This is a genomic window from Brucella haematophila, from assembly GCF_005938105.1.
In the GTDB taxonomy this organism is placed as follows: Bacteria; Pseudomonadota; Alphaproteobacteria; order Rhizobiales; family Rhizobiaceae; genus Brucella; species Brucella haematophila.
In genome coordinates, this window is sequence record NZ_VCPE01000002.1 from 156143 (window position 1) to 182847 (window position 26705).

Sequence of the window (26705 nt, forward strand, 5' to 3'; positions counted from 1 at the left end):
CCGCCCTGCACCTGTATCGCCTGTCATGGCCGAGAGGAGCGGCCATGACAGACGCCAGCGTTCCCGGTGGCGACAATTCGCCGGGGGCGCGCAGCCAGCCCATCCATTCCGGATGGGCAAGCAAAGGAGGAGAACCGAATGACAACCGTTTTCGACGGTCTTTCCACCCACGAAAAGAAGAAGCTCTCCCGCCGCGACCTCTTGAAGCGCGGTGCGGGCCTGAGCTTGAGGATATCTGGGTCTGAGATGAGAATGTACACAGCTCGAACGGTCAATAATTTTTAGCCGGTCTGGACCATTATTATTACACCAAAGACGAATACAAGATCTGCATAACGCGGGCACAGGACTTTAAAACCTGCCAGCGCTCAGCTTTTTTCACGCTTTGCAAAACAAGTGTGCCTACTGCTTTTTTTGCAACTCGCAACAAAAACAAATATTGCGCCTTTTTTTACAGTAGTTGAATCCGCTTCGATCTTTCATTGTCGTCCCTACAATATTCGGAAGAAAATCGACATTTCCATTCGAATATTTAATCAGAATGCGACCAATAAATCCTCAACCTATAAAATATAGGAAAGTGAAATGGCGGATTATATTCGTACAAAAGGCAACAGCACCTTAAGTTATTTATATTATAATTATTGCTCAAATGAAATAAAACTTAATGACTATTATGTCAATATTTACGCATACTTCGAAGACAACAGACAAAAGCCCTTAGCCCAGCGAAGGCTCGTATGGCAGCTTACTGAGGGCAACGCTACCCTAAGCCAGTCCTTGACACTGACCGACGACAATGGCCAGAGCAAAAACTCTATCCAAGAACTACCAGCTAATAATAAAGCAAACACGCCCGTGCGCCTAGCTGTCTGGCCCGAGGACGAACCGGATGCAGTGCTCGAAATTGAACATACATTTGATACGAAGGAGGCTTCTCCGCGCGATGAATATAATAGCCTCTGGTTATACCCGCCCGCTGATGATCAAGTGCTGTACGACACTGACGTCCCCATACGTGCTGCAGTTGCCGCTCGCCTCGGTAGACCTGTATCGGGCGCCACTCTGATTTGGGAATATACTATCAATGGCAAGCCGGCCGGAGATGTTCTGGAGTATCAGAAAATCACCACTACTGACTATAAGGGAGATAGCAACTCGTCATTTTATTACAAAACAACATCCGGTTACCCTATCGGTGACCCGATCAAAATTCAGGTCAAGGTTACAACGCAAGGGTTTATTCCTGAGCTGACGCAAGGTCCGGTCGATCTCACATTCATCGGCGGCAGCCACAACAATAAATTGGAGTTGTCATTTCCAGAAGAAACCACATCTCTCCCCACAAACGAGCAGATTGACATAAGGTTAAAACTCACCGACGGCAAAGGATATCCTTTGACGAATTATTATGTCGATTGGGGAAATCCCCCGACCGGTGCCATCTTCGTTGAGATTCATCCTATGACCAATGAAAACGGTGAAACTCAAGCCACGATCAAGCAAACTCTCGAAGGAATCGCAACCTTCAGCGTTAGCGCTCCGAAAGCAAACATCACCCGCACCGACTTCCAAATATATTTCCGCCAACAGCCCAGCAGTATCAAGATAATTCCTCCTGCTCCTGATAGCATCCGATACGACGACTATGTGACCATAACCGCCAAAGCTCTAAACAGCGAAGGAAACCCAGTACCTGGCGTGGCTTTGCATTGGAAATACGAAGGATATACTAACTTAGAGACAGGCCCTCAACCAAATACCGACGCAGATGGTATTGCAACGGTCTGGTTCATTGTCCGCACAGATGATGGCTACCCCGACACACCTACCAAAATAACAGTCACCGCAAGCGACGACTTCAGTCATACTTCGGAGCCTGTAGAGCTCGACATTGTTGGGGGGAGCCTGAACAATAAGCTGCAATTGCAAAACCTGTCATATGGCAAAACGGGAAATACCGACACCCCTTTTGAAGTCGTACTGAAATTGTCGACGTTCGAAGACCTTGCATTGACAAAATATCCTGTCATTTGGGATATCCCTACCAATGGCGCTTCTATCTTACAACATGATCTAAAAACCGATCCACACGGTTACGCTACTGCGACCCTCATGGGAACTCGAAAGGGAGTTGCCGATTTCAGAGCACGTGTTCCACTGGCGAATGCCACATGCCAGTTCCCTTTGAATTTTCGCAAACAAGGCATAACGCCGAGTAGCATAATACTCAAACTAGACCTTAATGAGGAACTTCGCTACGACACCAAGGTGCTGCTAGAAGCAACTGTGTTGGACGGCGAAGAGAATCCAGTACCCAATTTAACGGTATTTTTCGAACCCCATTTTGACCCGGCATATAACAGTTATGAGTGGAGAGAGGAAGTTGTTACAGATGAGAATGGTATTGCAATATGTTGGGTCACGTTAAATACATCATCCACTGGCTATCCGCTTACTCCGATCACCTTAACAATGACCGCACAAACTAATGATGGATCTGTTAAATCGAATCCGGTGACAGGCACTTTTGTCGGTGGCGGTCTCAACAATAAATTGAAACTAATCAAACCACCTGAAAGCCCTTTGCATGTCAATGAAAAGACTGTTGCCGAATTCCAGTTGATTTCCGCCGAGGGCTTTGAAATGAGTAATTACGCCATCAGCTGGGATACTCCAACCAATGGTGGCATTGTCGGCGCACATGACACGAACACTGGAGCTTCAGGCAAAGTTACAGCGTCGCTGACTGGAAAGCTTGAAGGCATTACCGAATTTACTATACGCGCTCCAGATGCGAATGCATCCTACACTTTCTCGTTAAACTTTCACAAATAGAGCGTGTTCGGTATAGACACGAAATGGCCTATATTTGGAATGCTGTGAAGCAGATCAAAGCATGATGCCTTGCAACACGCAAACAGAACCGGCGCGACCAATTCGCGCCGGTTCTGTTTGGCGCTTGGCAAAGATGCGCGGTTTGGACTAGATAGGCTCCGCAGAACAATGAGAGGCACCCGGTTGAAGCTCAACGCGCGCCAGTTTCGGAGCAGTCTTGCAATACGCCTGTTGAGCGTATTGGCTTTGATGCTCGTGGCATTCGCGCATAAGCCGGTCGACCTCAATGCGCTCGACAGCTACCAGCTCGCGCAATATCAGCTGCCTGATGGAACCTATCCTGTCATCTGCATCAGCGATCAGGGTGAAAATCAGGATCACCACGGGCATGACAAGCATCTGAACAGCGAAAGCTGCGAGGCCTGCCGTATCGCCTCCGGTTTTCTCTGCCCCGCGCCTGACAGTTCGACCGGTCCCGCGCCGCATGTCGCGATGGCCGATGGCGTTGTGCCGCCACAGCCGGTTTTACGCCGCGCGGTCTATCCGCCCTCGGCACCGCCGCAAGCCCCGCCTCTCGCCTGAACACGTCCCGTTTGAACGAATGCGCCTGACAAAAGGCTGGCGCGTTTTCCTCACGACTATTCAGGTAATTCAACATGAAAAACTATCGTCTTTTTACGTCCGCAATTTCGCTGGCAGCCCTTTGCGTCTCCGCTGGCATGGCCAACGCCCATTCGTCGCTTGACCAGAGCGAAGCCAAGGCTGGCAGCTTCTACAAGGCCACGTTCCGCATTCCGCATGGCTGCGACGGCAAAGCCACAACCGAAGTGAAAGTGGAGCTTCCGGAAGGCTTTATCGCCGCGCAGCCGCAGGCCAAGGCTGGCTGGAAAATCGAAACCACCAAGGGCGATTATGCCAAGACCTACAAGGTGCATGGCAAGGATGTCACCTCCGGTGTGAAGGAAGTGCGCTTCACCGAAGGCAGCCTGCCAGCCGAGTTCTATGACGAGTTCACCGTCGTCGGCCAGCTGGCCAAGTTCGACAAGGACACCACGCTTTCCTTCCCGGTGACGCAGGCCTGCGGCAGCGACGCCTCCGTCGCCTGGACAGAGATTGCCAAGGACGGGCAGAACCCGCACGAACTCGAACACCCGGCACCGCAGCTTCTCGTGCTGGCCGCGACCGGCGCTGACGAACATGCAGGCCATGGCGGCCATGGTGACGCGCACGGCAGTCATGCAGCCGAGCCGGTGAAACTTGGCGACCTCACCATCACGTCACCTTCGGTACGCGCCATGGTGCCCGGCGCCAAGGTGGCAGGCGGCTTCCTGACCATTGCCAATACCGGCAAGGATGCCGACAAGCTCGTATCGGTCACGACAGCGGGCGCAAAGCGCGTGGAAGTCCATGAAATGAGCATGGAAAACAACGTGATGAAGATGCGCAAGCTTGATGGCGGTCTCGACGTGCCTGCGGGCGAAACCGTCGAACTGAAGTCCGGCGGTTATCACCTCATGTTCATCCAGCCGGAAAAGCCTTACACCGAAGGCGAAACGGTGCCGGTCACGCTCCAATTCGAAAAGGCTGGCAAGGTCGAGATCAACTTCCCCGTCACGGCCCAGAATGGCCAGACGGGCGAGCAATCATCCGATCATTCTGGCCACTAATTCCCGGAGCATGGGGGCGCAGTGCCTTCTCTCCCCCCTCCACCGGCATTGCGCCCGTTTGCCGCAACCGCTGTCCCCCCACAGCGGTTGCGTATTCATTCAAATGCTGTAAACATGACTATTATAGTCTAGAATAATTCTACACTCTTGAAATATCTAAGTTTTTTAAAAGTTGACTAATTGACTCCAGATCAATTTGCGGCTTTTATACCCTTCGCGCAATCCTGCGCACCTTTGATGTCTGGGCCTTGAACCCTTTCGATTGGAGGACCCAATGGTTGGTCTCGGCGAATGCCGGTCCGCAAATATCGACGGCCTGCCCTGGCAGCTCAGTCTTTTGCCGACCGGATACTGCAATATACGGCGTATAATATGGGGCGAAACGGAACGTCCCGTTCAGCGCAAGCAGGGCAAATGCCTTGTCTCGTATCCGTCTTCCGATGTTTCATCGTGGAGGCGCACATGAATATGCGTATATCGCAGCTGAACGGCGCCAATACCGCAGGCTATTTCGACCGCCTGCCGGAAAAGCTGGTGCTGGAAGGTTATCGTCGCTGGACTGCGGGTTTCGAGACTGGCTCGATTATCCCGTGGGAAATGACCTGGGGTCTCTATTCGGAAGTGCTCGGACCATCGGAGGCGAAACGCGCTGTCGGCGAACTTTCGCACTTCATCCGCGTGCTGCGTCATTGTGCAAGCTGCCAGTTGCGCGCTTTCCCGTTCGACTCGCATCATGTCTGCCGCGAGGAATGCCTGACATTGGGGCTGATTTCTGGCCTGCATAATCAGGACGCGCTGTTGCTCGACACATGCCTTGAGGCCATTGCCTGCAAAAGGCGCTGCGACGATGTGGCAGCTGCCGCCAGCAATTTTGCCGAAGCTTTGGCCGATTTCGGCCAGACTTTGCTGCCAATACCGATTCACGCCATCGATACCGCTTTGAACATTACGCATCGCGCGACTTTTCACTGATCTGAAAATCCAGCGTTTTGCGAACAAAGACGATTCTGATTTTTAAGTCGCCGCGACGCGGCGCAAGGAGATAGAAATGCAGGCCAGAACCGAACGACGCCTCGGCATTGCCGCTGCCCTCGTACTGACCGCAGCAGCATTTGTGATGCCGGGCGTATCCACCCAGATTGCGCAAAACGACGTTGCGCCACAGAAGCAGATTCATATGGCTTCGGCTGACACACTGCGCGCCGAGTTCCGTCATTTCGTCAGGCTTGGCGAAGCGATGCCGAAGTCGATCCGCTACGAATAAAACGCCGCCAGGACTGTTGAGATTCCGGCTATGGCGAGCCGAAAATGGTGGGGTGCGAGAACCGGAGCGGAGTGTACTTTTGAGTACATGAGCACCGGAAGCGCAGAACAACGCCATTTGCAGGCCGTCAGAGCCTGAATATCGACGGTCCTAGCCGACGACAATCGGGGCCTGCCCCTGTACGCGATTATACAGGTCGATAATGTCCTGATTCATCAGGCGGATACAACCGGACGACATGGACTGGCCGATGGACCACCATTCGGGCGAGCCATGGATGCGATAGCCGGTGTCGCGACCATTCTGGAAAATGTAAAGCGCACGTGCACCGAGCGGGTTCTGCGGACCCGGCTCCTGACCATTGCGGTATTTTTCGAGTTCCGGCTTGCGCTGGATCATTTCCGGTGGCGGCGTCCAGCGTGGCCACTGCTTCTTATATTGCACATTGGCGCGGCCTTGCCATTCAAAGCCTGCCTTGCCGATGCCGACGCCATAGCGCAGCGCTTCGCCGCCCGGCAGAACATAATAGAGGTAATGGTCTTTCAGGCTGACGACGATGGTGCCTGGCGCCTGACCGGTCGGATCAGGCACGATCTGGCGGCGAAATTGCTTCGGCACCTTGTCATAAGGAATGGCAGGCAGCGCATAAGGCCCTTCCTGTACCGATGCATACATGACGTCTGGCGTCGTGATGGCGCGATCAACACTGATCTGCGGGCGCATCGGCGAGATGCCGCCCGTCGACATCGTATCTACCTGAAAGGCAGACATATCCATCGTCTGCGAGCAGCCTGCAACACCACTCAGAACGACGGCCCCGGTGCCAAGCAGAAAGCGGCGGCGGCTCAGATCATCACTCAACTTTGACATGCAAAACGCCCAAAACACAGATGACAGGGAGCAGGCATCATGCCGCTCGGTATTAACCGTAATTTGCAGTCTTATGGTTGAGGAACCGTTAAACCAGGCGCACCGATGCTCATAAAAGAATAGCACCGGCGTGAAAACTCAACCGAGGGATGCAGTGCTTGAAAAGAAAAAGCCGGACGAAACGCCCGGCTTTTCAATCAAATCAAAGGATCGGTCAGTAGTCTTTTTCGTAGAAGATACCGCCGCTGGAATCGCCCTCTGCGCCAAGCGCGCCCTTCGCCTTGAGGTTTCGCGTGATGTCAAGATTGACGGTTCCCTTGGTCGAGCCGCCAGAACCCGCTTCCACACCCAGATAGATATTGTCGCGGATATAGCGCCCGGCGCGAACGGCCGTCTGTCCGTTGCTGTCGGTCACGACATCGAGATCGTCCAACCCCGTTCCGGCGCGCAGCTTGTTCATGAGAGAATTTCCGCCGGGCCCGCCCGCAAGTTCCGCAGCCGCAGCCGCAAGCTGTGCGATCTGGAAGGCCGACAATTCGCTGATGGAGCGTTTGAAAATCAACTGTGCCAGCACTTCATCCTGCGGCAGTTCTGGCGACGAGGAGAAGACGATATTGAGATTATCGACCGTACCCGTGACCGTCACGATGGCCGTGATTTCATTGCCTTCCGAACTGGCCACGAAATTGAGCTGCGGATTGAGATCGCCGACCAGCGTGACATGGCCTTCATCGAAGGTGATGCGCTGGCCGAGAATGCCGATGCGACCACGGATCAGGTCAAAGGAACCGACCGGCTTGATATCGCTGACCGGCCCGGTGAGCCGCACGCGACCGCCCAGTTCCGTATCGAGACCGCGACCGCGCACGAATATCTGGTTTGGCGCATTGACGACGACATCGAGGCGTGGGCCGGCGGAATTGGCGCGCGCCACCGATTTGGCCTTGCCCTTGCGGGTTTCGACCTTGGCGCGTTCCAGTGTTTTCGCAACATTCTTCGGCGTGTTCTTGTGCTCGACAGGCACATAGGTTGCGCCGCCGCCGAGATTTTCAGGCACCGAGATTTCGGCACGCTCCACATCGATACGACCGCCGATGAGCATATCGCCCGCCAGCGGCCCGGTGATCGTAATGCCGCCATTGACCGTTGCGACGACCAGCTTGCCATCGGCATAACGCGCACGGTCGAGCTTGATATTGATATCGGCGGGGAAATTCGCCGCCGCATTGGTCGATATGGTGCCGCTTGCCGACACGGAACCGCCGCTGCCAAATGCAGCATTCACTTGCCGCAGCGTGATGGTTTCGCCGTCCATGCTGCCCATGATGTTGATGCTGTTCACACGGACATTGGTTTCCGGGTCGATGAAAGTCGCGCCGCTGGTGGAGAACATGCCGCGCAATTGCGGACGATCAAAACCACCGGAAACACTTGCGGTCAGCGTCAGCATCCCGCTGGCCTGCGCGCCACGATCCGCGAGGAAGCGATTGGCAAGCACCAGCGGGATATTGCCGTTGACGTTGACACCGAGCCCCTGACCGGAGAACGGCACCTTGCCGCTCGCCGTGACATTGAGGCCTTGTGGACCGTCCACCGTCAGCGATGAAATATCGACCGCTTTGGCTGCATAGCTGCCTGCTGCCTGCAGGCTGAGCGGGGCAAGGCCGTTGTCGCGCAGCGGCTTGGCAGCGAGGCCGGAGCCCTTGAGATTGAAGGTGGCTGCTGGATTGGTCAGCGGGCCTGTCACACGCGCCGTGCCGGTGACATTGCCTGCGAGGTCCTGCCCTTTCACAGCGCCGTTCAGAATACCGAGCGGCAGATTGGCCAGCGTCACGTCAACGGCGAGATCGCCCTTGCCGAGCGGCACGCCGCCTTTGGCTGTAACGTCGATGCCATTGCCGCTTGCCGCACCCCCGGTCACCCGTGCGTCGATATTGAGCCGGTCATTGGCAGAGGTGCCCTTGGCGTCGGCATTCAGGGCAGCAATGCCCTGCTTTTTGAGTTCCGCTGCCGTTACGCCGCGCGCCGCCATATCGAAGGCGACATTCGGTGCATCGCGAGAGCCGGTCAGGCGCGCCGTGCCGTTGATCGTACCGCCGAGGCCCAGGTCCGGCTTGAAGGTGTTGGCAAGCGCCAGCGGCAGGTCGGACAGCGCCACCGACAGATCAAGCTTTTGATCGACAGAGCCGTTGACCTTCACCTGTCCTTGCGTGCCATTGGCGCCGGTGTTGATAACGATATCGCCAAAGGAAATCTCGCTGCCCTTCATGACGATATTCGCCGGGGCAGCCAGATTGGCGCGCAGTGTGCCCTGCTTCACATCGGCGGAGGCGAGGCCAAGCTCAAAGCCGCCATCCTTCGGCTCAAGCGAACCGGCGGCATTGGCCACCGTGCCAATCTTGAGCTTGGTATTGGCGCTGAAATCGGTCTTGGTGCCGGTAGCGTTGGCCTTGGCATCGAACGTGTCGATACCGAAAGTGCCGACCATGATATCGCGCGCGGCAGCGTTGCCGTCCACAACAGGCACGCCGAACAGATCCTGCGCGGTCAGCGCGATAGTGGCGGATGCAATATGGTTGCCATTGACCTTCACACCCTTGGCGTCAGCAGAAACGGTCGCATTCTGGCGGTCGCCATCGACTTGCAGCGCGATATCTGCATTGGCCGCGCCGGTTGCTTCGGCAAGGAACAGTGCGGCGGCAGTGGAGATATCCGGCGCATCGAGTTTCAGCGCGCCATTGAGCAAGCCCTTGGCGGTCTGTGTGACATTGCCGGAGAGATGCGCCCCGCCAGCATTGAAAAGGAGATTGGTCAGGCGCTTCTCGTCATTAACGATGTCGATCAGCGTGCCAAGTTCGATGCGCTCACCATTGAGGAAGGCATTGCCCGCCAGCTTGCCGGAGAGCGCCGCACCCGTGGTGGCATTGCCGTCGAGCATGGCGTTGAAATCAAGACCGGCATTGGCAAGCTTGCGACCTGCCAGCGTGCCCTGTGGCGCATCGGCGCGCAGGGCCAGCGCAATCAGCTTGTCGTCGCCGCGCGCACTGCCCTTGATCGTCATGCGACCGGAGGCCTGCTTTGAAACCAGTTTCAGATCGGACAGCATCACGCCGAAATCGAAATTCGCCTTATCCGATGCGAAAGAGCCATTGGCCGTGATTTCGCTCAACTCATTGCCGATCCGGAAGTCACGGGCCGAGAAACCTTCGGCGCTACGACCGATTGCACCGGCCAGACGCACTTCACCATCCAGAATATTGTCGACCGCCTCGGTGCCGGTGCGCATGTTCTGCGCCGTGCCGTCAAGATCAAGATAGAATGCGCCGCTGATCGGACGAACCGTGCCCTTGGCCTTGACGTCGATACTGCCAGCCAGTTCCTTGTCCGCCAAAGCGCCAAATGGCGCAAGGCTTGCGACCTTGGCGGCGATATCGCCATTGAAGACGAAGTCGTCAATATTGCCCTTGAGGTCGAGGCTGAGACCATTGCCCTCGATATTGGCCTGTGCAAGCTCCACCGGAGAACCGGCGCGCCAGCCGCCATCGACGAGAAGCGCGATCTTGCTGCCCAGCGCTTCCGCCAGCTCCGCGCGCGGCGACGAAATACCGTCCATGCCGCCAGTCACCTTGAACGTGATGTGGCGGTTTGCGGCATCGTTGAGGTTTTCGGCAACGCCGCCCATATCCAGCGCAACGCTGGAGGCGGAAATGGTTGCATTCTTCAAGCCATTGACGGCGAGCTTGCCCGTCCAGTCATTGGTCGGACGGTCACCATAGGAAACCTGAAACCGTGCATTGTCGATATAGGTTTCCGCACCCTTGACCGGCAGCAGGACACGGCCCTTGCTTTCATCGGCAATCGACGCATCGATGCTGAGCTTGTTCAGAAAATGATCATTGCCGGATTCGGCAGCAGCTTTCAGCTTCAATGCGGCGCTTGTCAGCGCCAGATCGTCAAGGCGGAAACCGCCCGCATCTTTCAGGAAGCCATCGGCAGAAAGCACGGTTTCAGCGCCGAAGAAGTCACGGAACACAGGCGGCACCAGAACGGCGATCGGCCCATTGAAACGGGCCACGAAAACGCGACCGCCATTCGGCGCTTCGCCCTGACGGTTCAGTGTGAATGCGCCGGTCAGCGTGCGCGTGCCATTGGTGTCGAGCGCCAGATCCACTTTCAATTCATCAAGCGGGCCAGCGCCAGTCAAAGTGAGATCAACCGGCGGGCGGCCATCAATATTGAGCAGGTTGGCCACGATGCCATTGGCCGGTTCGGCGACTTTCAGATCGAGGTCGACCTTCTGGTCGGCATTGGCATAGGCCGCGCGCAGGGCAAAACTGCCGCCGGGGCCGTCAAGACGCTTAATGTCGAAGGTGGAATTGAGCGAGCCATCGGCCAGCGAAAGACTGCCGGTTGCGGATACTTCCGATTCGAGGCCGAAAATCTCCGGTCCGAAACGCAGGCGCGCCACATCGAGCTGGTCCAGATTGATGGAAATCGGCAGTTCGGGCAGGCTGAAGCTTGACGATTCCGGCGACGGCAAACTGTTGTCCGGCAGCGGCTTTCGGGCGATATCGATCCGTTCCGCGCTCAGCGACTGGATGCTGAGACGACCGAGCAGCAATGCGGTGCGGCTCCAGTTCAGCTTGGCATTTTCAATGCGCAGCCAGACGCCTTCGCGGTCAGCAATGGTGATCAAGCCGATGGATGCTTCCGACGACAGAACACCGCTGATGCCCGACAGGGAAATGCGGCGGTTCGGCGCGGAAAGCTGGCTTTCGACAAAAGACAGGAAATAGGATTTTTGCTCTTCGTTGCTTTCAGACGCTTCGGCCTGCTGCGTGCTCTGGCTCTGATCCTGCGCCTGTGCGGGCGCGACAATCGCTGCCGTGGTCTGCGTATCGACGCCGACAAGCGTAACCCATGCGCCCGGTATGGCCAGCACAGCGGCCACTACGGCGAGAATCAGGAAAAGGAAAACTGCGATAAATCTGGTCAAAACGCCTGTCCTATGCCCACGTAGAATGCATAGCTCGGATCACCCGAGCGGCGGTTAAGCGGTATGGCGACGTCGAGGCGGATCGGCCCGAGGCCGGTCAGGTAGCGTAGACCGCCACCGGCGCCAATGCGCATTTGTTCGGAAAAATCCGGGAACGATTTTTCGCCGACATAGCCCGCATCGACAAAGGCGACCGCTCCGATGGAATCGGTAATGCGAGTGCGCACTTCGCCCGAAGCTTCCACCAGCGAACGTCCGCCGACAATGTTGCCGTTTCCGGCATCGACGCCGATATTGCGATAGGCATAGCCGCGTACCGAGCCGCCGCCGCCCGCTAGGAAGGACAGGCTCGGCGGCAAGTCTTCGATGGAAGCGCCAACGATCGACCCCACTTTCACGCGCCCGGCCAGAATCACGCGATCCTTTGCGCCGATGCCGTAATAGGTGCGGCCTTCTGCGGTGAAGCGGGTGGCGAAATTGCCATAATGGAATTCGTAGAAGGGCTGGATATTGCCTTCCAGATAAAAGCCCGAACTCGGGTCCGGCTTGTTGTTGCGGCTGTCGTAGAGCACGCTGCCTTCCAGACCCGCAGTCGTGAAGTCGCGCGGGCCGAAAGGATAGTCGGTGTAGCGGCCCTGACTTGCCTTGGCATAGATCGCGCCCGACAATTCGTCGCTGAATATCTGCGTGAAGCCGGTTTTGGCGTTGACCGACGTTTCGGTATAAGCGTCGAGCACTTCGCGCTTGGCGTCGAGCGACAAAACGAAATCCGTATCGGGCGTGTAGACACCGGGCTTCTTGAACGTACCGCCAAGAAGATAGGAATAGTTCTGCGGGTTGAAGGAATTATCCTGCGAGCCGCCGATCCCGCTGATCTTGGCATCGAAACGCAGGTTTTCGCCCTTGCCGAACAGGTTGCGGTGCATCCAGTAGCCGGTGACACCGAAGCCGTCGATGGTCGAATATTCAGCACCAAAGCCGAAACGGCGAGGCTTACGCTCCTGCACATTGAGCGTCATCGGCAGGCTGCCGTCCGGCTCAATGGTTTCCGCCTCCTCGAAACTCATCGCACGGAACACTTCCATGCGGCCAAGACGCTTCTTGGCCTTTTCGATGTCGTCGGGATCATATTCCTTGTCGGGCGTCAGTCCGGTCATCCAGGCGATGAACTGCGGGTCCATACGCGCGGTACCAACCACGCTGACCGGCCCGTAATGCGCCTTGCGACCCGGATCGAGCGAAACATCGGCGGCCACCGTGTTGCCGTCATGGTCGGCGACCACATCCTCGCCCGTCACACGCGCCTTGGGATAGCCCTGCTGACGCCATGCCTCGACGGCAAGACGTTCGGCCTTGATGATCGTTCCGGACCGCGCCACCTTACCGGGCGCGAAACCTGCATCCTCGGGCGATTGCACAACGTCGCGCTTGTCCGTCGCAGGCGGGGCGATATTGGAAATGGCCGTGCGCGAAAACAGGAATTGCGGCCCCGGATCAACTGAAATCGCCACTTTGGCATTGTTGGGAATATCGGCATCCGGCGGAATGTCGTTCGCCTCGCGGCCATCGACAAGAATCGAGATCGTGCCGCCATAGCGGCCTTCGCCATAAAGGGCCGCCAGAATACGCCGATAATCGCCGCGGGCCTTGGCAAGCAGACCAGCAGAACCTGAAGCGGGCTTGTCCGCATCTGTAACCAGACCGGATGCGCCTTCGACGACGGACTTCAGATCGGCTTCGGTGCCATCCGCATTCTTGCGATCACCGGTGGTAGTGACCTCGACCTCATAGGTCTTCGGATCGATAATATCTGGATCGGTTTTCTTGTCTTCGCCCCAAAGACGGACGCCAAAAAGCTCAAACGCCAAGGCGGGCGACACGGTAAAGGAGGAAAAATGAGCCGCCAGCAAAAGCATGGCGATGCCTTTTCCCTGTATCGTCCTGTTACTCCAAGTCATACGCGCTACTGTCCGGTTCCTGTCTTTGCGGTCGCCTGGCAGCGTCCCGTTTATTCCCCACCCAGGACGATTTAGGGATTACCATAGGGAGGCCGGGGGGCCAAGCAACAACCTAAAGATTAGTCTCTAGATATGAACGGATTCAGTCAAAGGAGTGTTAACGTTACCACAGCTTTACGCAACGCCCGGTCGCAAGAGACACTTAGCTCGTGCTGGAAAATGCAAAATATGAAGAAGCTTTAAAAAAAGGGAGGCGCTCCGGAGGGAACCGGAGCGCCACGCGGCTTTGGGGGGAGAGAGGGAGGATAAAGCCGCGATTCAAACCGTGCGCGGATTGAGGTCCGGCGCACGGGAGAAACGGTAGCTCAGCGGGGCATGTCCAAGACCAACCCCGCTAGGCGCGAACTATTTAAGGCAGGTTGCGCACGTCGTCAGGCGACATGTACATCGGCATCATATTGGTATCGAGGTGATGCATGACCCAGATGGAGCCTGCAAGCACGATGGCCAGAATGATGACCGTGAAGATGAGCGCCAGAATATTCCAGCCGCCTTCCGACTTCGGATCGAGGTGCAGGAAGTAAACCAGATGCACCAGGATCTGAACGACAGCGATGCCGAGAACAACGGCCGCGGTCGTGGCAGGCGTGAAATAGCCGTTCATCGCCAGAAGGAACGGAACGACGGTGAGAATAACCGCCAGCACGAAGCCGATCAGATAGGACTTCAGGCTGCCATGCGCGGCATGATCGTGTGTTTCGTGTGCAGAACTCATCACAGTACACCCAGCAGATAGACAAGGGTAAAGACGCCAATCCAGATGATGTCCAGGAAGTGCCAGAAGAGGCTGAGGCACATCACGCGCGTCTGGTTCTTTTCCGTCAGACCGTCACGCAGAAGCTGGGCGGAAAGCACCAGAATCCAGATCAGGCCGGACGTGATGTGAAGACCGTGGGTTCCAACCAGCGCGAAGAAGGCCGAAAGGAACGCACTGCGGCTCGGACCGGCATCCTCGAGAATCAGGTGATGGAATTCATAGACTTCCATCACGAGGAACGCTGCGCCCAGCAGGAACGTTACGCCCAGCCAGAACAGCACGCCTGCACGGTTCTTCTTGTACATGGACAGCGTCGCCAGACCGTAGGTCAGCGACGACACCAGCAGCAGCATGGTTTCGGTCAACACAAACTGCAGGTCGAAGAGTTCACGGCCGGTCGGGCCGCCCGCGAACTGGTGCGCCAGAACGGCGTAGGTTGCAAACAGGCCCGAGAACAGGACGCAGTCGCTCATCAGATAGATCCAGAAGCCGACCAGCGTGGTCGACCCTGCATCGTGATGGTCCTCGTGAGCAGGATGCTCGTTGCCGCCCTTGAATGGACCAGCAGTTGAAATGCTAGCGCTCATGGATCAAGCCTCCTGAGCCGTCAGTTGCCGGGTGCGGAGGTCTTCGACGCTCTGCACTTCTTCGGCCGAGACGTAAAAGTCTCTGTCATTGTTGAACGAGTGGAAGATCGCAACGGCCAGCACACCCACGGCAGCGGCAATTGCCAGCCACCAGATATGCCACACCAGAGCAAAGCCGAGCGGAATGTTCATGATGCCGATGATGAAACCGGTACCGGTGTTCTTCGGCATATGAATGCGTGCGAACTTTTCCGTGCGGCGCACATAACCGTTCTGCTTCATGTCCCACCAGCTGTCGTGATCGCGGACATGCGGCACTTCAGCGAAGTTGTAGAATGCAGGCGGCGAAGCCAGCGACCATTCCAGCGTACGGCCCGTACCCCAGCTGTCGCCATTGTTGTCGCGCAGCTTTTCGCGGTCGCGGATCGAAACGGCGATCTGCAGAACCTGGAACACGATACCGCACAGGATGATCGCAACGCCGACGGCGGCGATGATCAGATAGATATGCCATGCCGGATTTTCCGTGTGGTTCAGACGACGGGTCATGCCCATCAGGCCGAGCACGTAGAGCGGCATGAAGGCCATGATGAAGCCGACCAGCCAGCACCAGAATGCGTTGCGGCCCAGACGTTCGTTCAGCTTGAAGCCGAAAGCCTTCGGCCACCAGTAGACGAGACCGGCGAAGCAGCCGAACAGCACGCCCGAGATGATCACATTGTGGAAGTGGGCGATCAGGAACACCGAGTTGTGCAGCACGAAATCCGCAGGCGGAACAGCAAGCAGAACGCCCGTCATACCGCCGACCACGAAGGTGCACATGAAGCCGATGGTCCACAGAACCGGCGTTTCCATGCGGACGCGGCCCTTATACATCGTGAACAGCCAGTTGAAGACCTTCGCCCCTGTCGGGATCGAGATGATCATCGTCGCCACGCCGAAGAAAGCGTTGACGTTGGCGCCGCCACCCATGGTGAAGAAGTGGTGCACCCAGACGAGGAACGACAGGACCGTAATGGCAACAGTTGCGTAAACCATCGACTTGTAGCCGAAGAGACGCTTGCCGGAGAAGGTCGCGATGATTTCGGAGAAGACACCGAAAGCAGGCAGGATGAGGATGTAGACTTCCGGGTGACCCCAGATCCAGATCAGGTTCACATACATCATCGGATTGCCACCAGCATCATTGGTGAAGAAGTGGAAATCCAGATAGCGGTCCAGCGAAAGCAGGGCCAGCGTGACGGTGAGGATCGGGAAGGCCGCGACGATCAGCACGTTCGAGCAGAGCGCGGTCCAGGTGAAGACCGGAACCTGCATCATGCCCATGCCGGGCGCACGCATCTTGATGATCGTGGTGATCAGGTTGACGCCTGAAAGCAGCGTACCCATACCGGAAATCTGCAAGGCCCAGATATAGTAATCCACGCCGACATCCGGGCTGAATTCCTTGCCCGACAGCGGCGGATAAGCGAGCCAGCCGGTCTTGGCGAATTCGCCGATGCCGAGCGACAGGTTGATCAGAACCGCACCGGCGACCGTGAGCCAGAAGCTCAGCGAGTTGAGGTACGGGAAAGCAACGTCGCGTGCACCGATCTGAAGCGGAACTGCAAAGTTCATCAGACCGACGACAAAAGGCATCGCCACGAAGAAGATCATGATCACGCCATGGGCGGTGAAGACCTGGTCGTAGTGATGCGGCGGGAGAAAGCCTTCATTCGCGCCAGAGGCAAGGGCCTGCTGCGCGCGCATCATCACGGCGTCCGAGAAGCCGCGGAACAGCATCACGAAAGCCAGAATGATGTACATGATGCCAATACGCTTGTGATCGACCGACGTTAGCCAGTCTTTCCAGAGCGGGACCCACTTTCCGTAGTAGGTGATGGCTGCCAGAATAGCGAGCGCACCGCCAGCCACCGCGGTCAATGTGACCATGATGATCGGCTCGTGATACGGGATCGCTTCGAGCGTAAGTTTTCCGAACATTTTTATCACGCTTCGATTGGAGCAATTCCGGGAAAGCCAGTAACGGCTTTCATTCCGGAACCGCGTGAAACAAAAGATTGAATGCGAATGGCCGCGACCTCAGGCGAGATCACGGCGCAAAGGCAGATCAGTTTTCGAGCTGCGACAGACGCTGCGGCGCGACTGCACAGATGATGTCGCTCGCCCACTGGCTGAAATCGACAGGCGAAGACTTGCGCAGGTTTGCGCGTGCTTCGCGGATCATCTGCTGACGGTGCATTTCGTCATCCATGCAGACGGACTTGCCGTCCCAGCAGCGGTTCACGATGTCGTGGAACAGCGTCTGGTCATTATAGGTGAAGAACTGCACCGCATGCTTTTCGCTCGGCTGAACCAGCGATGCATAGCGATCGCGGCCCAATTCTTCGCCCTTGGCCTTCACGTCGGCAACCCATTTGTCGAAGTCGGCCTGATTGTAGGAATGCGCCTTGAAGCGCATCTGGGCAAAGCCCTGACCGCTATAATTGGCGGAAATGCCGTCGAACTCGCCTTCATGGTTGGCAATGAGATGCAGCTTCGTCTGCATGCTCGGCATGGTGTAGACCATGCTGCCCAGCGCCGGAATGAAGAAGGAGTTCATGATGTTGCTGGAGGTCAGCTTGAAGTTGACCGGAACATCGACGGGCATGGCCATTTCATTAACGGTGGCGATGCCCTGATCGGGATAGATGAAAAGCCACTTCCAGTCGAGCGCAACCACTTCGACATTGATCGGCTTCACGCTGGATTCCAGCGGGCGGTACGGATCGAGCTTATGCGTGCTGATCCAGGTAACCGTGCCGAGAACCACGATGATCGCCAGAGGAATGAGCCAGACGCCCAGTTCGATCTTGGTCGAGTGGTGCCAGTCGGGCTGGTAATCCGCCTTTTCGTTCGTGGCGCGGTACTTCCAGGCGAAGAACAGCGTCATGAAGATGACGGGCAGCACGACGAGCAGCATGAGGCCGGTCGCAAAAAGGATGAGATCGCGTTCTGCTACACCGACCTCTCCCTTTGGAGAGAGAAGAACCTGGTTCTCGCAGCCGGCAAGAAACGCAGTCAGGGCCAGTACGGCGAACGAAGCGATCGTCCGAGGGATGCCGAGTTTCATTTGTCTTTCCATCCTGCACCGATGCGATCTGAAAATCTGAAACCCGCTGCCACAGATGATTGCGGTCAGGCGTCTCAGTTCTTCAGATCGCACCAGAGCGATTTCGTCGTCAGTGTCGTTTTGAACCTGAAATCCCTTCCAGGCTGCCCGGACATTGGGAACCGCAGAGGTTCATCATGTCGCGAGCGTCAAATCCGGCACGTATGTCGTTTTTCAGTTTTCGGTAAATTCTGAAAATTCCAAATGTACTGTTATAACGAATAGTTTCGTTTGTCACCTATCTGACGAGATTTGTACTGGATCGTAATGTCGCGGCCAAAACCCCGCAAAACGGACTCCATTTGGTGGAAACAGGCATCTCCGCAAGCGCCTGATCGCGGGGAATGGAACCCCTTTATCGCCGACGCGGCGGTGACTTAACCCTTTGTCCCCGGTCATGCAAGTACAACCAACGGATAAATCCTGCGATAGCCGCGCGATCTGGAACCGATAAACAACATTGTGAAGTCGCCGAGCCGCGACTAAGACAATCTGAGAACACACAACCTAAAACCCCTAACGTTTAGGGGCTGGCCGACTGAAGTCTGGAAGGGCACCATGATTTTCGCAGACTTGCCGCTCGATGATGCCGATGGCGCCGTGCTCGCCTATGCGGTAACGGCAGGTGCGCTTGTGCTGCGCAAGGGAACCGTACTGAACAGCGACTATTGCACGGCCCTGCAACAGGCTGGCCTCACAAGTGTTCTCGCTGCCCGCTTCGAGCCTGGCGATATCGGCGAAGACGAAGCCGCACAGACAATCGGGACTGCGCTCGCCTCTGATACGATCCATACCGGCGCGGCGACCACCGGACGCATCAATCTTTTTGCCAGTGCGGACGGTGTCTTTTGCGTCGATGCTTCCCGCATTGATGCGGTCAACGCGCATGATGCGCGCATCTCTCTGGCGACGATCCGCAATTATGCGCGTGTGGAAGCGGGCCAGATGGTCGCGACCGTCAAGATCATCCCTTTTGCCGTACCGAAAAGCCTGATTGACGACATATGCCCCCTGCTCGACGGAGACCGGGCAATTGAGGTCAAGGCGTTTCGTCCATTGCGTATCGGGCTGATCCAGTCCCGCCTCCCCTCGATCCGGGAGACCGTACTCGACAAGACGCGCGAACTGATGGAAAAGCGCGCGGCGCGCAATGGCGGCACATTGATCGTCGAAAGACGTGTCGCCCATGAGACGGAAGCGCTTGGCGGCGCCATAGCGGATTTGAGCAGTGGCTGCGATGTACTTGTGATTTTCAGCGCATCGGCAGTTGCCGATGCCACCGACATCGTGCCGCGCTCGATCCTGCAAAGCGGCGGACAAATTCTGCGCGTTGGCATGCCGGTCGATCCCGGCAATCTGCTCGTGCTTGGAAAGCGCGATGAAAAATATATCGTCGCCGCGCCAGGTTCCGCCCGCAGCATGCGGGAAAACAGCCTCGACTGGGTGCTCGACCGCCTGATGGCAGGCATGGACCTCAACTCGACAGACCTGTCCCGCATGGGCGTCGGCGGTCTTCTGTTATAAGCTATTGCTGAGAGCGCGTTTCGATCTGATTGGATCAGATCGGCGCTCTAACCGTTTGTTATAACGCGCATCCCGAAAACCGTTTCACACTTTTCGGGATGCGCTCTAGATTTCGTAATCGAAAACCAGAATGCCATCGAGACCGCCTTCGGCAGCCTCGACGAGGCCTTTGCCGACCTTGACGTGTTCCGGATGCGGAAGATAGGCATCACGCGCCGCAGCATCGGCAAAATCCACCACAAAGCCGTGGCGAAAGCCTTTTTCCAGCCTTTCAGGGCTGCTATTGGCACCGGTGGTGACGGCAATGATGCCGTCGATCTTGCCTTTGAGAGCAACGACAGAAGCCAGTGCGTGTTCGATGGCCGCGCCATCGAGTTCCGGCTTGAACTTGATCAGAACAATATGACGTATCATGAAACTCACCGCTGTTTGGAAACAGTGTTTCTTACGCCAATTCGCGCCTGCCGGAAAAGCAAAAACGCCAGTGGTAACAATGTCCAAAAACGGAAAAAGGCCGGGATGAACCCGACCTTCCGCTTTCACCTGAGTTGACGCCGGTTCATCCGCGGTCATCTTCCCAAGTGAATTCCCGATACGGAGGTAGACATAAGCCCTCTCCGTTTCAAGTTTGTGACATTCCCGAAGAAATCTGCCTGCCGAAGCGAGCCGCCTGATATCAGGCCGCCATCGCCGTATCGGCAAATTCGGGATGATTGTAGTTCCAAATCTCGACCAGACACTGATGCATCAAGTCGAGATCGACCGGACCAATCCGGCTCAAGACCAGATCAAGATCATCGCGCTCAACACCACGGTTGAGAAGCTCGACAATCGCTTCCGTCAGAATCATTTTATCGTCAAATCTGTAGCGCTGCATAAACCTGCTCCGCTATCTGCCCCAGCTCATCATGATTTCAGATTAGACACTTATGGTTAACCGAGGCTTAAGCCACGGAAAACTTACGCAACTTTGACTGACACCACGCAACTGACGCGAATATTTACCCCTGACGGCTTTTCGCCGTCGCCCAATATGAATTTTGAAACACACGCTATCCAGAAAACGGCCAGAATATAGCGAGGCCGAACAAGAATAAGTCTCATTCTTACTCCATGTTCAGATAAAGCCAAGAAAAAACTGGCGATGGAATTTATTTCACAAAACTCTTTTAAAGCGTTCACATGGGTTTTTTCAGAACATACGCCAGATGGTCGTTCAATCGCGTCAAGCTTGGCGCACTCGCTGCTTTGGTCGGCGCCAGCATGTTGGGCGGATATCTCTATACGATCCAGTATAACGGCAATGTTCACGAGATCGTGCCGGGAGAAGCCTATCGCTCGAATCAGCCCGATCCGGCGCGGATCGCAAAACTGCAGCAGGCCTACGGTATCAAGACCATCATCAATCTGCGCGGCCCGGAACCGGGTGCGGATTGGTATGACAAGGAAGTCAACGCGACGGGAGCGTTGGGAATCAAGCATATCGATTTCGAAATGTCGTCCAGCAAGCAGCTCACGCCCCAGCGTGCGCAGGAGCTGATCACCCTGATGCAGAATGTAGAAAAACCGGTTCTCATTCATTGCAAGGCGGGTGCAGATCGCACTGGTCTTGCGGCAGCCCTTTATGTGGCTGCGATCTCGAAGGGTGGCGAACGCAAAGCAGAAGCGCAGATGTCCATCGCCTATGGGCATTTCGGTTTTCCGGGCAGCCCCACCCACGCGATGGAAGATACTTTCGAAGAGCTTGAACCGGCTCTCGGATTTCACGATTCCTGACGCTTCGTCTTTCACCTGAACCCTGAATGCAAAAACGCCGGGACAAGCCCGGCGTTTTCTTATTAGAGCGCCGATCTGATTGGATCAGATCGGCGCTCTAATTCTTTGTTTTAACGCGCATCTTTCCCGAAAACCGTTTCACACTTTTCGGGATGCGCTCTAGCTCGACAAAGTCTTACTCGAGGCCGACGATCTTGCCGTCATCCCACTTGAAGATGTCGAAGCTCGGCGAGCTGAGGTCGCCGTTTTCGCCATAGGTCAGCGTGCCGATTGCGGTTTCGATAGGCTTGCCGTCATGCAGAGCCTTGGCAACTGCAGCCGAATCTTCTGCCGAACCAGCGCTTTCGATACCTGCCTTGATGACTTCAACAGCGGCATAGGCGTTCATGGTGAAGGCTTCAGCCGGGATACCCTTGGCCTTGAGCGCTTCGATAGCGTCCTTGGAAGCCGGGTTCTTCGTGGCGTCCTTGGCGTTGGTGAACAGCGTGCCCTGTGCGTTGGTGCCGCCGATTGCCCAATATTCGGTGTTAGACAGGCCTTCACCGCCGAGAACCAGTGCCTGCATGCCAGCGTCATGCAGCTGACGCGACAAGAGACCGCCTTCAGCATGGTAGCCGCCGAAATAAACGACTTCAGCGCCTGCCGACTTCAGCTTGGTAACCAGCGCGCTGAAATCCTTGTCGCCCGGGGTGACGGAGTCGTAATGAACTTCCGTAATACCGCCCTTGTTGATCGCAGCCTTGAAAGCGTCGGCCAGACCCTTGCCATAGGCGCCCTTATCGTGGATCACGGCAACCTTCTTGTCCTTCATGGTCTTCAGGACAAAATCAGCCATGACTTCAGCCTGCTGGTCATCGCGACCGCAGGTGCGGAACACGTTTTCCAGCTTGCGTGCGGTCAGGTCCGGGCCGGTAGCGGTCGGGGTGACCATCAGAACGCCGTTTTCAGAGAAAACGTCGGATACCGGAATGGCAACGCCGGTCGTGACCGGGCCAACGACGAACTTGATGCCGTCGCCGACAATCTGGTTGGCGGCGGAAACGCCCTGCTTCGGTTCACCGGCATCGTCGGCGAACTTCAGAACGATTTTCTCACCCTTGATACCGCCAGCCTTGTTGATGACTTCGGCAGCGGTTTCTGCGCCCTTCTTCACCTGATCGCCGAAAGCGGCAACCGGACCCGTCAGCGGTGCAACAACGCCGATGGTGATATCCGCATAAGCGGCGCTGGCAAAACCGAGTGTAGCTGCGAAAGCTACGCTGGACAGAAGTTTCAGGTTCATTCTTTTTCTCCTTTGGTGGGGCGCCGTCCAGGGACGCGCCCTCATCTAACCCATGATGGCAACCCATCCGGTCAATTCTCAGCGCTCATATGCTGCCGAATTGCCGGGCCCTCCCTTTTGTTTCATCTTACGATTTCAAAGGGTCGATCCAAAAGCGCGCCGCACCGCACCCAAAAAGGGACTGGAGCCATAATATTATCCAAAACAGCCTCGGCGGTTTCGGAAAACTGCTCCAAGACGGGAGCCGCTTTCGTGATGTGCTAAGAATGCATTTCCGGCTTTCGATTGCAAGGGGCCAAGTGCCCACAACTACAACGAAAATCGGCTCCTCCCTTTTATGCGTTCCCTCCCTTCCATGATGGTGATTGTTTCGCAAAAAAGGCCGCGATCCCTTCCGCGGCCTCCGGTGTTTCCCATGTGTCGGCAAGACGGGTCAGCGTCATATCGATGACGGCTTCGTCAATCGGCGCGACCAGCGCGTGCACGAGCCGTTTCGAAGCCGCAACCGCCGCCGGTGCGGTGGAAAAATAGGGCTTAATCTCCTCCTCCACCGCCGCATCCAGTTGTTCAGCCTCGACCACCTCATGCAGCAGGCCGATGCGCATTGCCTCCTGCGTGTCAAACAATCTGGCAGAGGTAAACATGCGCAGCGCACTCCCCTGACCGATGCGCGCCACGACATAGGGGCTGATCGTTGCCGGTATCAGGCCAAGCTTTGTCTCGGTAAGCCCGAAGCGCGCGCCAGCAACACCGATGGCGGCATCGCAGACACTGATGAGACCGATACCACCGCCATAGGCCTGACCGTTGACGCGCCCGATCAGCGGCTTTGGCAGATCGCGGAGCGCCTTCAGCATCAGGGCAAGCTTGCGCGCTTCTTCAATCCGCTGTGCGCGGCTGGCATTCACCTGCGCCTGCATCCAGCCCAGATCGCCGCCCGCGCAAAAACTTTTACCCGCGCCGGTGAGAACAACAATCCTGACCGCAGCATTATCGGCCAGATGCAACGTCGCGGTGGTCAGTTCATCGATCATCAGGCCGGACAGCACATTGTGCTGCTCAGGCCGGTTCAGCGTCAGCGTTGCAACGCCACGTGCATCAATCGCAATATCGATGGTTTCGAAGGCGCTCATAGATCCCCCTAGGCCGCTTTATCCTGACGCAGCGCCTGCGCGAACAATGCCGCTGACCGCAGCTTGTCCAGATCAAGCCCGGTTTCAAAACCCATTTCATGCAGCATTTCGACAACGGAAACCGTATCGACATTGCCCTTGGCGCCCGGCGCAAACGGGCACCCGCCCAGACCGCCGACCGACGCATCGAAAACCCGCAGGCCCTTTTCCAGACTGACGCGGATATTGTCGAGCGCGCGTCCGCCTGTGTCGTGATAATGGCCCGCCAGACTATGTGCGGGCGCAATTGCCAGCACTGCATCCAGCATGGCCGCAACCTTGTCCGGGGTACCGCGCCCAATCGTGTCGCCAAGGCTCACCTCATGACAACCGAGCGAGAACAGTTGCTCAGTAACATCGGCTACCGCCTGCGGCGCGGTTGGTCCGTCATAAGGACATTCGACGACGCAGCTGACATAGCCGCGTATGGCCAGACCATCATTGATCGCAGCACCGATCACCGGCGACAGGCGCTCGATGCTCTCGGCAATCGTGCAGTTGATATTGGCTTTCGAAAAGCCTTCCGAAGCGGAAATGAAGACCGCGACCTCGTCCGCATTGGCTGCCGCCGCCGCCTCATAGCCCTTCATATTCGGCACGAGCACCGAATAGCGCACGCTGTCGGCGCGACGGATACCGGCCATTACCTCCGCCGCATCGGCCAGTTGCGGCACCCATTTCGGGCTGACGAAACTCGTCGCTTCAATGCGGGCATAACCGCAACCAGACAGGCGGTCGATCAGCGCGATCTTGTCAGCCGTCGGCACAAAGCGCTTCTCGTTTTGCAGCCCGTCACGCGCTGCCATTTCAACGATTTCGACATGGTCAGCCATGTTCTTCCTCCAATTCGACAAGCAGCGCGCCTTCATTGATCTGATCGCCTGCTGCGACCGTCACCGTCGCAACCTTGCCGTCGCGCGGCGCGGTCAGTGACAGTTCCATCTTCATCGCTTCCATCGTCACCAGCGGATCGCCTTTGGCAACGCTGGCGCCCTCCACGGCGGACACAAGCCGCACCAGTCCTGGCATTGGCGCCAGAATGCGGCTTTCGGTGGCGGCGTCATCTTCTGCTCCGGCAGACAGCACATGATGAAATATGGTGTCGCGCCCTTCGAACTGCACCGTCACATCCTGACCGATCCGCACAGCAGATGCTTGCGCCACGCTGCCATCCAGGGCGAACCGGACCACACCGTTTTCGTGACTGCGGATTGCGACCAAGCCGAAGTCGAAGCCGAAACGCCCTTGTTCATTGATGGTGAAGCAGATCGTCTGGCGATCACCCTGATGATCCAGCGTGACCGAACGCGATGCATCGCCCCAAAGACGGAAACCGCGCAGGCGCGTCCATGGATCGCCGTGCAACGGCGCGTCTAGAAGATCGAGCGCCGTCAATGCCGCCAGAGCAAAGGCGATTTCCGATGGCGGCTCTTGGGCAAACAAATGCCCTGCTTCGCGGGCAATCAGCCCGGTATCAACATCGCCGCTGCGAAAAGCGTCCAGCTTGCAGAGCGCCGACAGAAACTGGCGATTGGTGACGAGCCCGGCAATGCGGGTCTTGTCCAGCGCCACATCCAGCCGGTTCAGCGCTTCGTCGCGATTGCGGCCATGGACGATGATCTTCGCGATCATCGGATCATAGAACGGTGTGATCGTATCGCCGGACCGCACACCGGAATCGGTACGTGCCTGTTCCGGTGGAGCGAACAGAGCAAGCTTGCCCGTTGCAGGCAGAAAGTCACGGGCCGGGTCTTCCGCATAAAGCCGCGCCTCGAAGGCCCATCCATGGATGGCAAGTTCCTCCTGCCGCTTTGGCAAGGTTTCGCCCGAGGCCACACGCAATTGCCACTCGACCAGATCGAGGCCGGTGATCGCCTCCGTCACCGGATGTTCCACCTGCAAGCGCGTGTTCATTTCCATGAAGAAGAACCGGTCAGGCCGCAGCCCTTCCGACACATCGGCAATGAACTCCACCGTGCCAGCGCCGGAATAACCAATGGCCAGTGCGGCCTTCACCGCAGCTTCGCCCATGGCCGCGCGCATATCCGGCGTCATGCCGGGTGCTGGCGCTTCCTCGATCACCTTCTGGTGGCGGCGTTGCAGCGAGCAATCGCGCTCGAAAAGATGGACCGCATTGCCATGATCATCGCCAAAGACCTGCACCTCGATATGGCGCGGCTTGGTCATGTATTTTTCCACCAGCACCGCGCTGTCACCGAAAGAGGCTTCCGCCTCGCGGCGCGCGCTGTCCAGTGCTGCTGCGAAATCCGCCCCGTGATCGACGCGGCGCATGCCCTTGCCGCCGCCGCCTGCGCGCGCCTTGATCAGCACGGGATAACCAATACGGTCCGCCTCGCTTTTGAGGAAAACGCCATCCTGATTGTCGCCGTGATAGCCCGGCACAACCGGTACACCGGCCTTTTCCATCAGTGCCTTGGCGGCATCCTTCAGCCCCATGGCGCGGATGGCCTTTGCCGATGGGCCGATGAAGGTCAGCCCCGCCGCCTCGACAGCGTCGACAAATCCGGCATTTTCCGAGAGAAAGCCATAGCCCGGATGGATTGCCTCTGCGCCGGTTTCCAGTGCGGCTTTGATGATCGCCTCGATATTGAGATAGCTTTGCGCCGAAAGCGCCGGGCCGACGCGAACGGCCTCATCGGCCATCTCCACATGCAGCGCATTGGCGTCCGCATCCGAATAGATCGCCACCGTGGCGATACCGAATTCACGCGCAGTGCGGATGACCCGGCAAGCTATTTCCCCGCGATTGGCAATCAGTATTTTCCCAAACATCTGATTACCT

Annotated in this window: 20 protein-coding genes; 7 read left to right on the forward strand and 13 right to left on the reverse strand. The window is 56.9% G+C overall.

What is annotated here, in order from left to right; genetic code table 11:
- The first annotated feature begins 585 nt into the window (after nt 1-585).
- From FGI60_RS03540 to FGI60_RS03560, 5 genes are all read left to right on the forward strand, one after another.
- Nucleotides 586-2838 carry an Ig-like domain-containing protein gene (locus tag FGI60_RS03540; protein WP_138783972.1) on the forward strand — a complete coding sequence of 751 codons (2253 nt, stop codon included), beginning with the start codon at nt 586-588 and terminating at the stop codon, nt 2836-2838.
- A gap of 183 nt (nt 2839-3021) precedes the next feature.
- Complete coding sequence (locus FGI60_RS03545; protein WP_138784231.1) at nt 3022-3420, forward strand: hypothetical protein; 399 nt, start codon at nt 3022-3024, stop codon at nt 3418-3420.
- A 74-nt stretch (nt 3421-3494) separates the two neighbouring features.
- Nucleotides 3495-4505 (forward strand): DUF1775 domain-containing protein, encoded by a 1011-nt coding sequence (locus FGI60_RS03550; RefSeq protein ID WP_138783973.1) that lies wholly within the window; start codon nt 3495-3497, stop codon nt 4503-4505.
- 462 nt (nt 4506-4967) lie between these two features.
- Entirely contained in the window at nt 4968-5477 is a 510-nt protein-coding gene (locus FGI60_RS03555) for a hypothetical protein (RefSeq protein WP_171058689.1), read from the forward strand.
- 76 nt (nt 5478-5553) lie between these two features.
- Complete coding sequence (locus FGI60_RS03560) at nt 5554-5769, forward strand: hypothetical protein (protein WP_138783974.1); 216 nt, start codon at nt 5554-5556, stop codon at nt 5767-5769.
- A 150-nt stretch (nt 5770-5919) separates the two neighbouring features.
- Here the strand turns inward: FGI60_RS03560 and FGI60_RS03565 are convergent, their stop codons facing one another.
- From FGI60_RS03565 to cyoA, 7 genes are all read right to left on the reverse strand, one after another.
- The gene (locus FGI60_RS03565; protein WP_078337800.1) at nt 5920-6639 is read right to left on the reverse strand and encodes a L,D-transpeptidase; all 720 of its coding nucleotides are present in this window, start codon (nt 6637-6639) and stop codon (nt 5920-5922) included.
- A 214-nt stretch (nt 6640-6853) separates the two neighbouring features.
- Entirely contained in the window at nt 6854-11635 is a 4782-nt protein-coding gene (locus FGI60_RS03570) for a translocation/assembly module TamB domain-containing protein (RefSeq protein WP_138783975.1), read from the reverse strand.
- Nucleotides 11632-13593 carry an autotransporter assembly complex protein TamA gene (locus FGI60_RS03575; protein ID WP_445433036.1) on the reverse strand — a complete coding sequence of 654 codons (1962 nt, stop codon included), beginning with the start codon at nt 13591-13593 and terminating at the stop codon, nt 11632-11634. Before FGI60_RS03575 ends, FGI60_RS03570 begins: the two co-directional genes overlap by 4 nt.
- 409 nt (nt 13594-14002) lie before the next feature.
- A complete protein-coding gene (gene cyoD, locus FGI60_RS03580) occupies nt 14003-14368 on the reverse strand; it encodes a cytochrome o ubiquinol oxidase subunit IV (RefSeq protein ID WP_138783976.1) in 366 nt (121 codons plus the stop codon).
- Nucleotides 14368-14997: a cytochrome o ubiquinol oxidase subunit III gene (gene cyoC, locus FGI60_RS03585; protein WP_078337796.1), complete on the reverse strand. Its 630-nt coding sequence runs from the start codon at nt 14995-14997 to the stop codon at nt 14368-14370. Before cyoC ends, cyoD begins: the two co-directional genes overlap by 1 nt.
- Before the next feature lie 3 nt (nt 14998-15000).
- Entirely contained in the window at nt 15001-16980 is a 1980-nt protein-coding gene (gene cyoB / locus FGI60_RS03590) for a cytochrome o ubiquinol oxidase subunit I (protein ID WP_138783977.1), read from the reverse strand.
- A gap of 127 nt (nt 16981-17107) precedes the next feature.
- Nucleotides 17108-18109, reverse strand: a complete 1002-nt coding sequence (gene cyoA / locus FGI60_RS03595) for a ubiquinol oxidase subunit II (RefSeq protein ID WP_138783978.1) — start codon at nt 18107-18109, stop codon at nt 17108-17110.
- A 597-nt stretch (nt 18110-18706) separates the two neighbouring features.
- Here cyoA and FGI60_RS03600 point away from each other — a divergent pair.
- The gene (locus tag FGI60_RS03600; RefSeq protein ID WP_138783979.1) at nt 18707-19672 is read left to right on the forward strand and encodes a molybdopterin-binding protein; all 966 of its coding nucleotides are present in this window, start codon (nt 18707-18709) and stop codon (nt 19670-19672) included.
- 105 nt (nt 19673-19777) lie between these two features.
- Here FGI60_RS03600 and FGI60_RS03605 read toward each other — a convergent pair whose 3' ends face one another.
- Together FGI60_RS03605 and FGI60_RS03610 are read right to left on the reverse strand one after the other, a co-directional pair.
- The gene (locus FGI60_RS03605) at nt 19778-20086 is read right to left on the reverse strand and encodes a Dabb family protein (RefSeq protein ID WP_138783980.1); all 309 of its coding nucleotides are present in this window, start codon (nt 20084-20086) and stop codon (nt 19778-19780) included.
- Between the two features lie 262 nt (nt 20087-20348).
- Nucleotides 20349-20549 (reverse strand): hypothetical protein, encoded by a 201-nt coding sequence (locus FGI60_RS03610; protein WP_138783981.1) that lies wholly within the window; start codon nt 20547-20549, stop codon nt 20349-20351.
- Nucleotides 20550-20854: 305 nt separating this feature from the next.
- Here FGI60_RS03610 and FGI60_RS03615 point away from each other — a divergent pair, with 305 nt between their 5' ends.
- Nucleotides 20855-21448, forward strand: coding sequence for a dual specificity protein phosphatase family protein (locus tag FGI60_RS03615; protein WP_138783982.1), 594 nt, complete (start codon nt 20855-20857; stop codon nt 21446-21448).
- A 175-nt stretch (nt 21449-21623) separates the two neighbouring features.
- Here FGI60_RS03615 and FGI60_RS03620 read toward each other — a convergent pair whose 3' ends face one another.
- The 4 genes from FGI60_RS03620 to FGI60_RS03640 form a co-directional block, all read right to left on the reverse strand.
- Nucleotides 21624-22730 (reverse strand): branched-chain amino acid ABC transporter substrate-binding protein, encoded by a 1107-nt coding sequence (locus FGI60_RS03620; RefSeq protein WP_138783983.1) that lies wholly within the window; start codon nt 22728-22730, stop codon nt 21624-21626.
- A 335-nt stretch (nt 22731-23065) separates the two neighbouring features.
- Nucleotides 23066-23863 carry a crotonase/enoyl-CoA hydratase family protein gene (locus FGI60_RS03630; RefSeq protein WP_138783984.1) on the reverse strand — a complete coding sequence of 266 codons (798 nt, stop codon included), beginning with the start codon at nt 23861-23863 and terminating at the stop codon, nt 23066-23068.
- 8 nt (nt 23864-23871) lie between these two features.
- A complete protein-coding gene (locus FGI60_RS03635) occupies nt 23872-24735 on the reverse strand; it encodes a hydroxymethylglutaryl-CoA lyase (RefSeq protein WP_138783985.1) in 864 nt (287 codons plus the stop codon).
- Entirely contained in the window at nt 24728-26695 is a 1968-nt protein-coding gene (locus FGI60_RS03640) for an acetyl/propionyl/methylcrotonyl-CoA carboxylase subunit alpha (protein ID WP_138783986.1), read from the reverse strand. The genes FGI60_RS03635 and FGI60_RS03640 overlap by 8 nt, the downstream gene beginning before the upstream one ends.
- Nucleotides 26696-26705: the final 10 nt, after the last annotated feature.

What these genes read in the sequence shown, in the direction of transcription:
- FGI60_RS03555 (WP_171058689.1), top strand. Translation starts at nt 4,968, where the DNA reads ATGAATATGCGTATATCGCAGCTGAACGGCGCCAATACCGCAGGCTAT.
- FGI60_RS03610 (WP_138783981.1), bottom strand. Translation starts at nt 20,549, where the DNA reads ATGCAGCGCTACAGATTTGACGATAAAATGATTCTGACGGAAGCGATT.
- cyoA (WP_138783978.1), bottom strand. Translation starts at nt 18,109, where the DNA reads ATGAAACTCGGCATCCCTCGGACGATCGCTTCGTTCGCCGTACTGGCC.
- FGI60_RS03630 (WP_138783984.1), bottom strand. Translation starts at nt 23,863, where the DNA reads ATGAGCGCCTTCGAAACCATCGATATTGCGATTGATGCACGTGGCGTT.
- FGI60_RS03560 (WP_138783974.1), top strand. Translation starts at nt 5,554, where the DNA reads ATGCAGGCCAGAACCGAACGACGCCTCGGCATTGCCGCTGCCCTCGTA.
- cyoB (WP_138783977.1), bottom strand. Translation starts at nt 16,980, where the DNA reads ATGTTCGGAAAACTTACGCTCGAAGCGATCCCGTATCACGAGCCGATC.
- FGI60_RS03575 (WP_445433036.1), bottom strand. Translation starts at nt 13,593, where the DNA reads ATGACTTGGAGTAACAGGACGATACAGGGAAAAGGCATCGCCATGCTT.
- FGI60_RS03640 (WP_138783986.1), bottom strand. Translation starts at nt 26,695, where the DNA reads ATGTTTGGGAAAATACTGATTGCCAATCGCGGGGAAATAGCTTGCCGG.
- FGI60_RS03605 (WP_138783980.1), bottom strand. Translation starts at nt 20,086, where the DNA reads ATGATACGTCATATTGTTCTGATCAAGTTCAAGCCGGAACTCGATGGC.
- FGI60_RS03550 (WP_138783973.1), top strand. Translation starts at nt 3,495, where the DNA reads ATGAAAAACTATCGTCTTTTTACGTCCGCAATTTCGCTGGCAGCCCTT.
- FGI60_RS03600 (WP_138783979.1), top strand. Translation starts at nt 18,707, where the DNA reads ATGATTTTCGCAGACTTGCCGCTCGATGATGCCGATGGCGCCGTGCTC.
- FGI60_RS03620 (WP_138783983.1), bottom strand. Translation starts at nt 22,730, where the DNA reads ATGAACCTGAAACTTCTGTCCAGCGTAGCTTTCGCAGCTACACTCGGT.
- FGI60_RS03635 (WP_138783985.1), bottom strand. Translation starts at nt 24,735, where the DNA reads ATGGCTGACCATGTCGAAATCGTTGAAATGGCAGCGCGTGACGGGCTG.
- FGI60_RS03615 (WP_138783982.1), top strand. Translation starts at nt 20,855, where the DNA reads ATGGGTTTTTTCAGAACATACGCCAGATGGTCGTTCAATCGCGTCAAG.
- FGI60_RS03565 (WP_078337800.1), bottom strand. Translation starts at nt 6,639, where the DNA reads ATGTCAAAGTTGAGTGATGATCTGAGCCGCCGCCGCTTTCTGCTTGGC.
- cyoD (WP_138783976.1), bottom strand. Translation starts at nt 14,368, where the DNA reads ATGAGTTCTGCACACGAAACACACGATCATGCCGCGCATGGCAGCCTG.
- cyoC (WP_078337796.1), bottom strand. Translation starts at nt 14,997, where the DNA reads ATGAGCGCTAGCATTTCAACTGCTGGTCCATTCAAGGGCGGCAACGAG.
- FGI60_RS03540 (WP_138783972.1), top strand. Translation starts at nt 586, where the DNA reads ATGGCGGATTATATTCGTACAAAAGGCAACAGCACCTTAAGTTATTTA.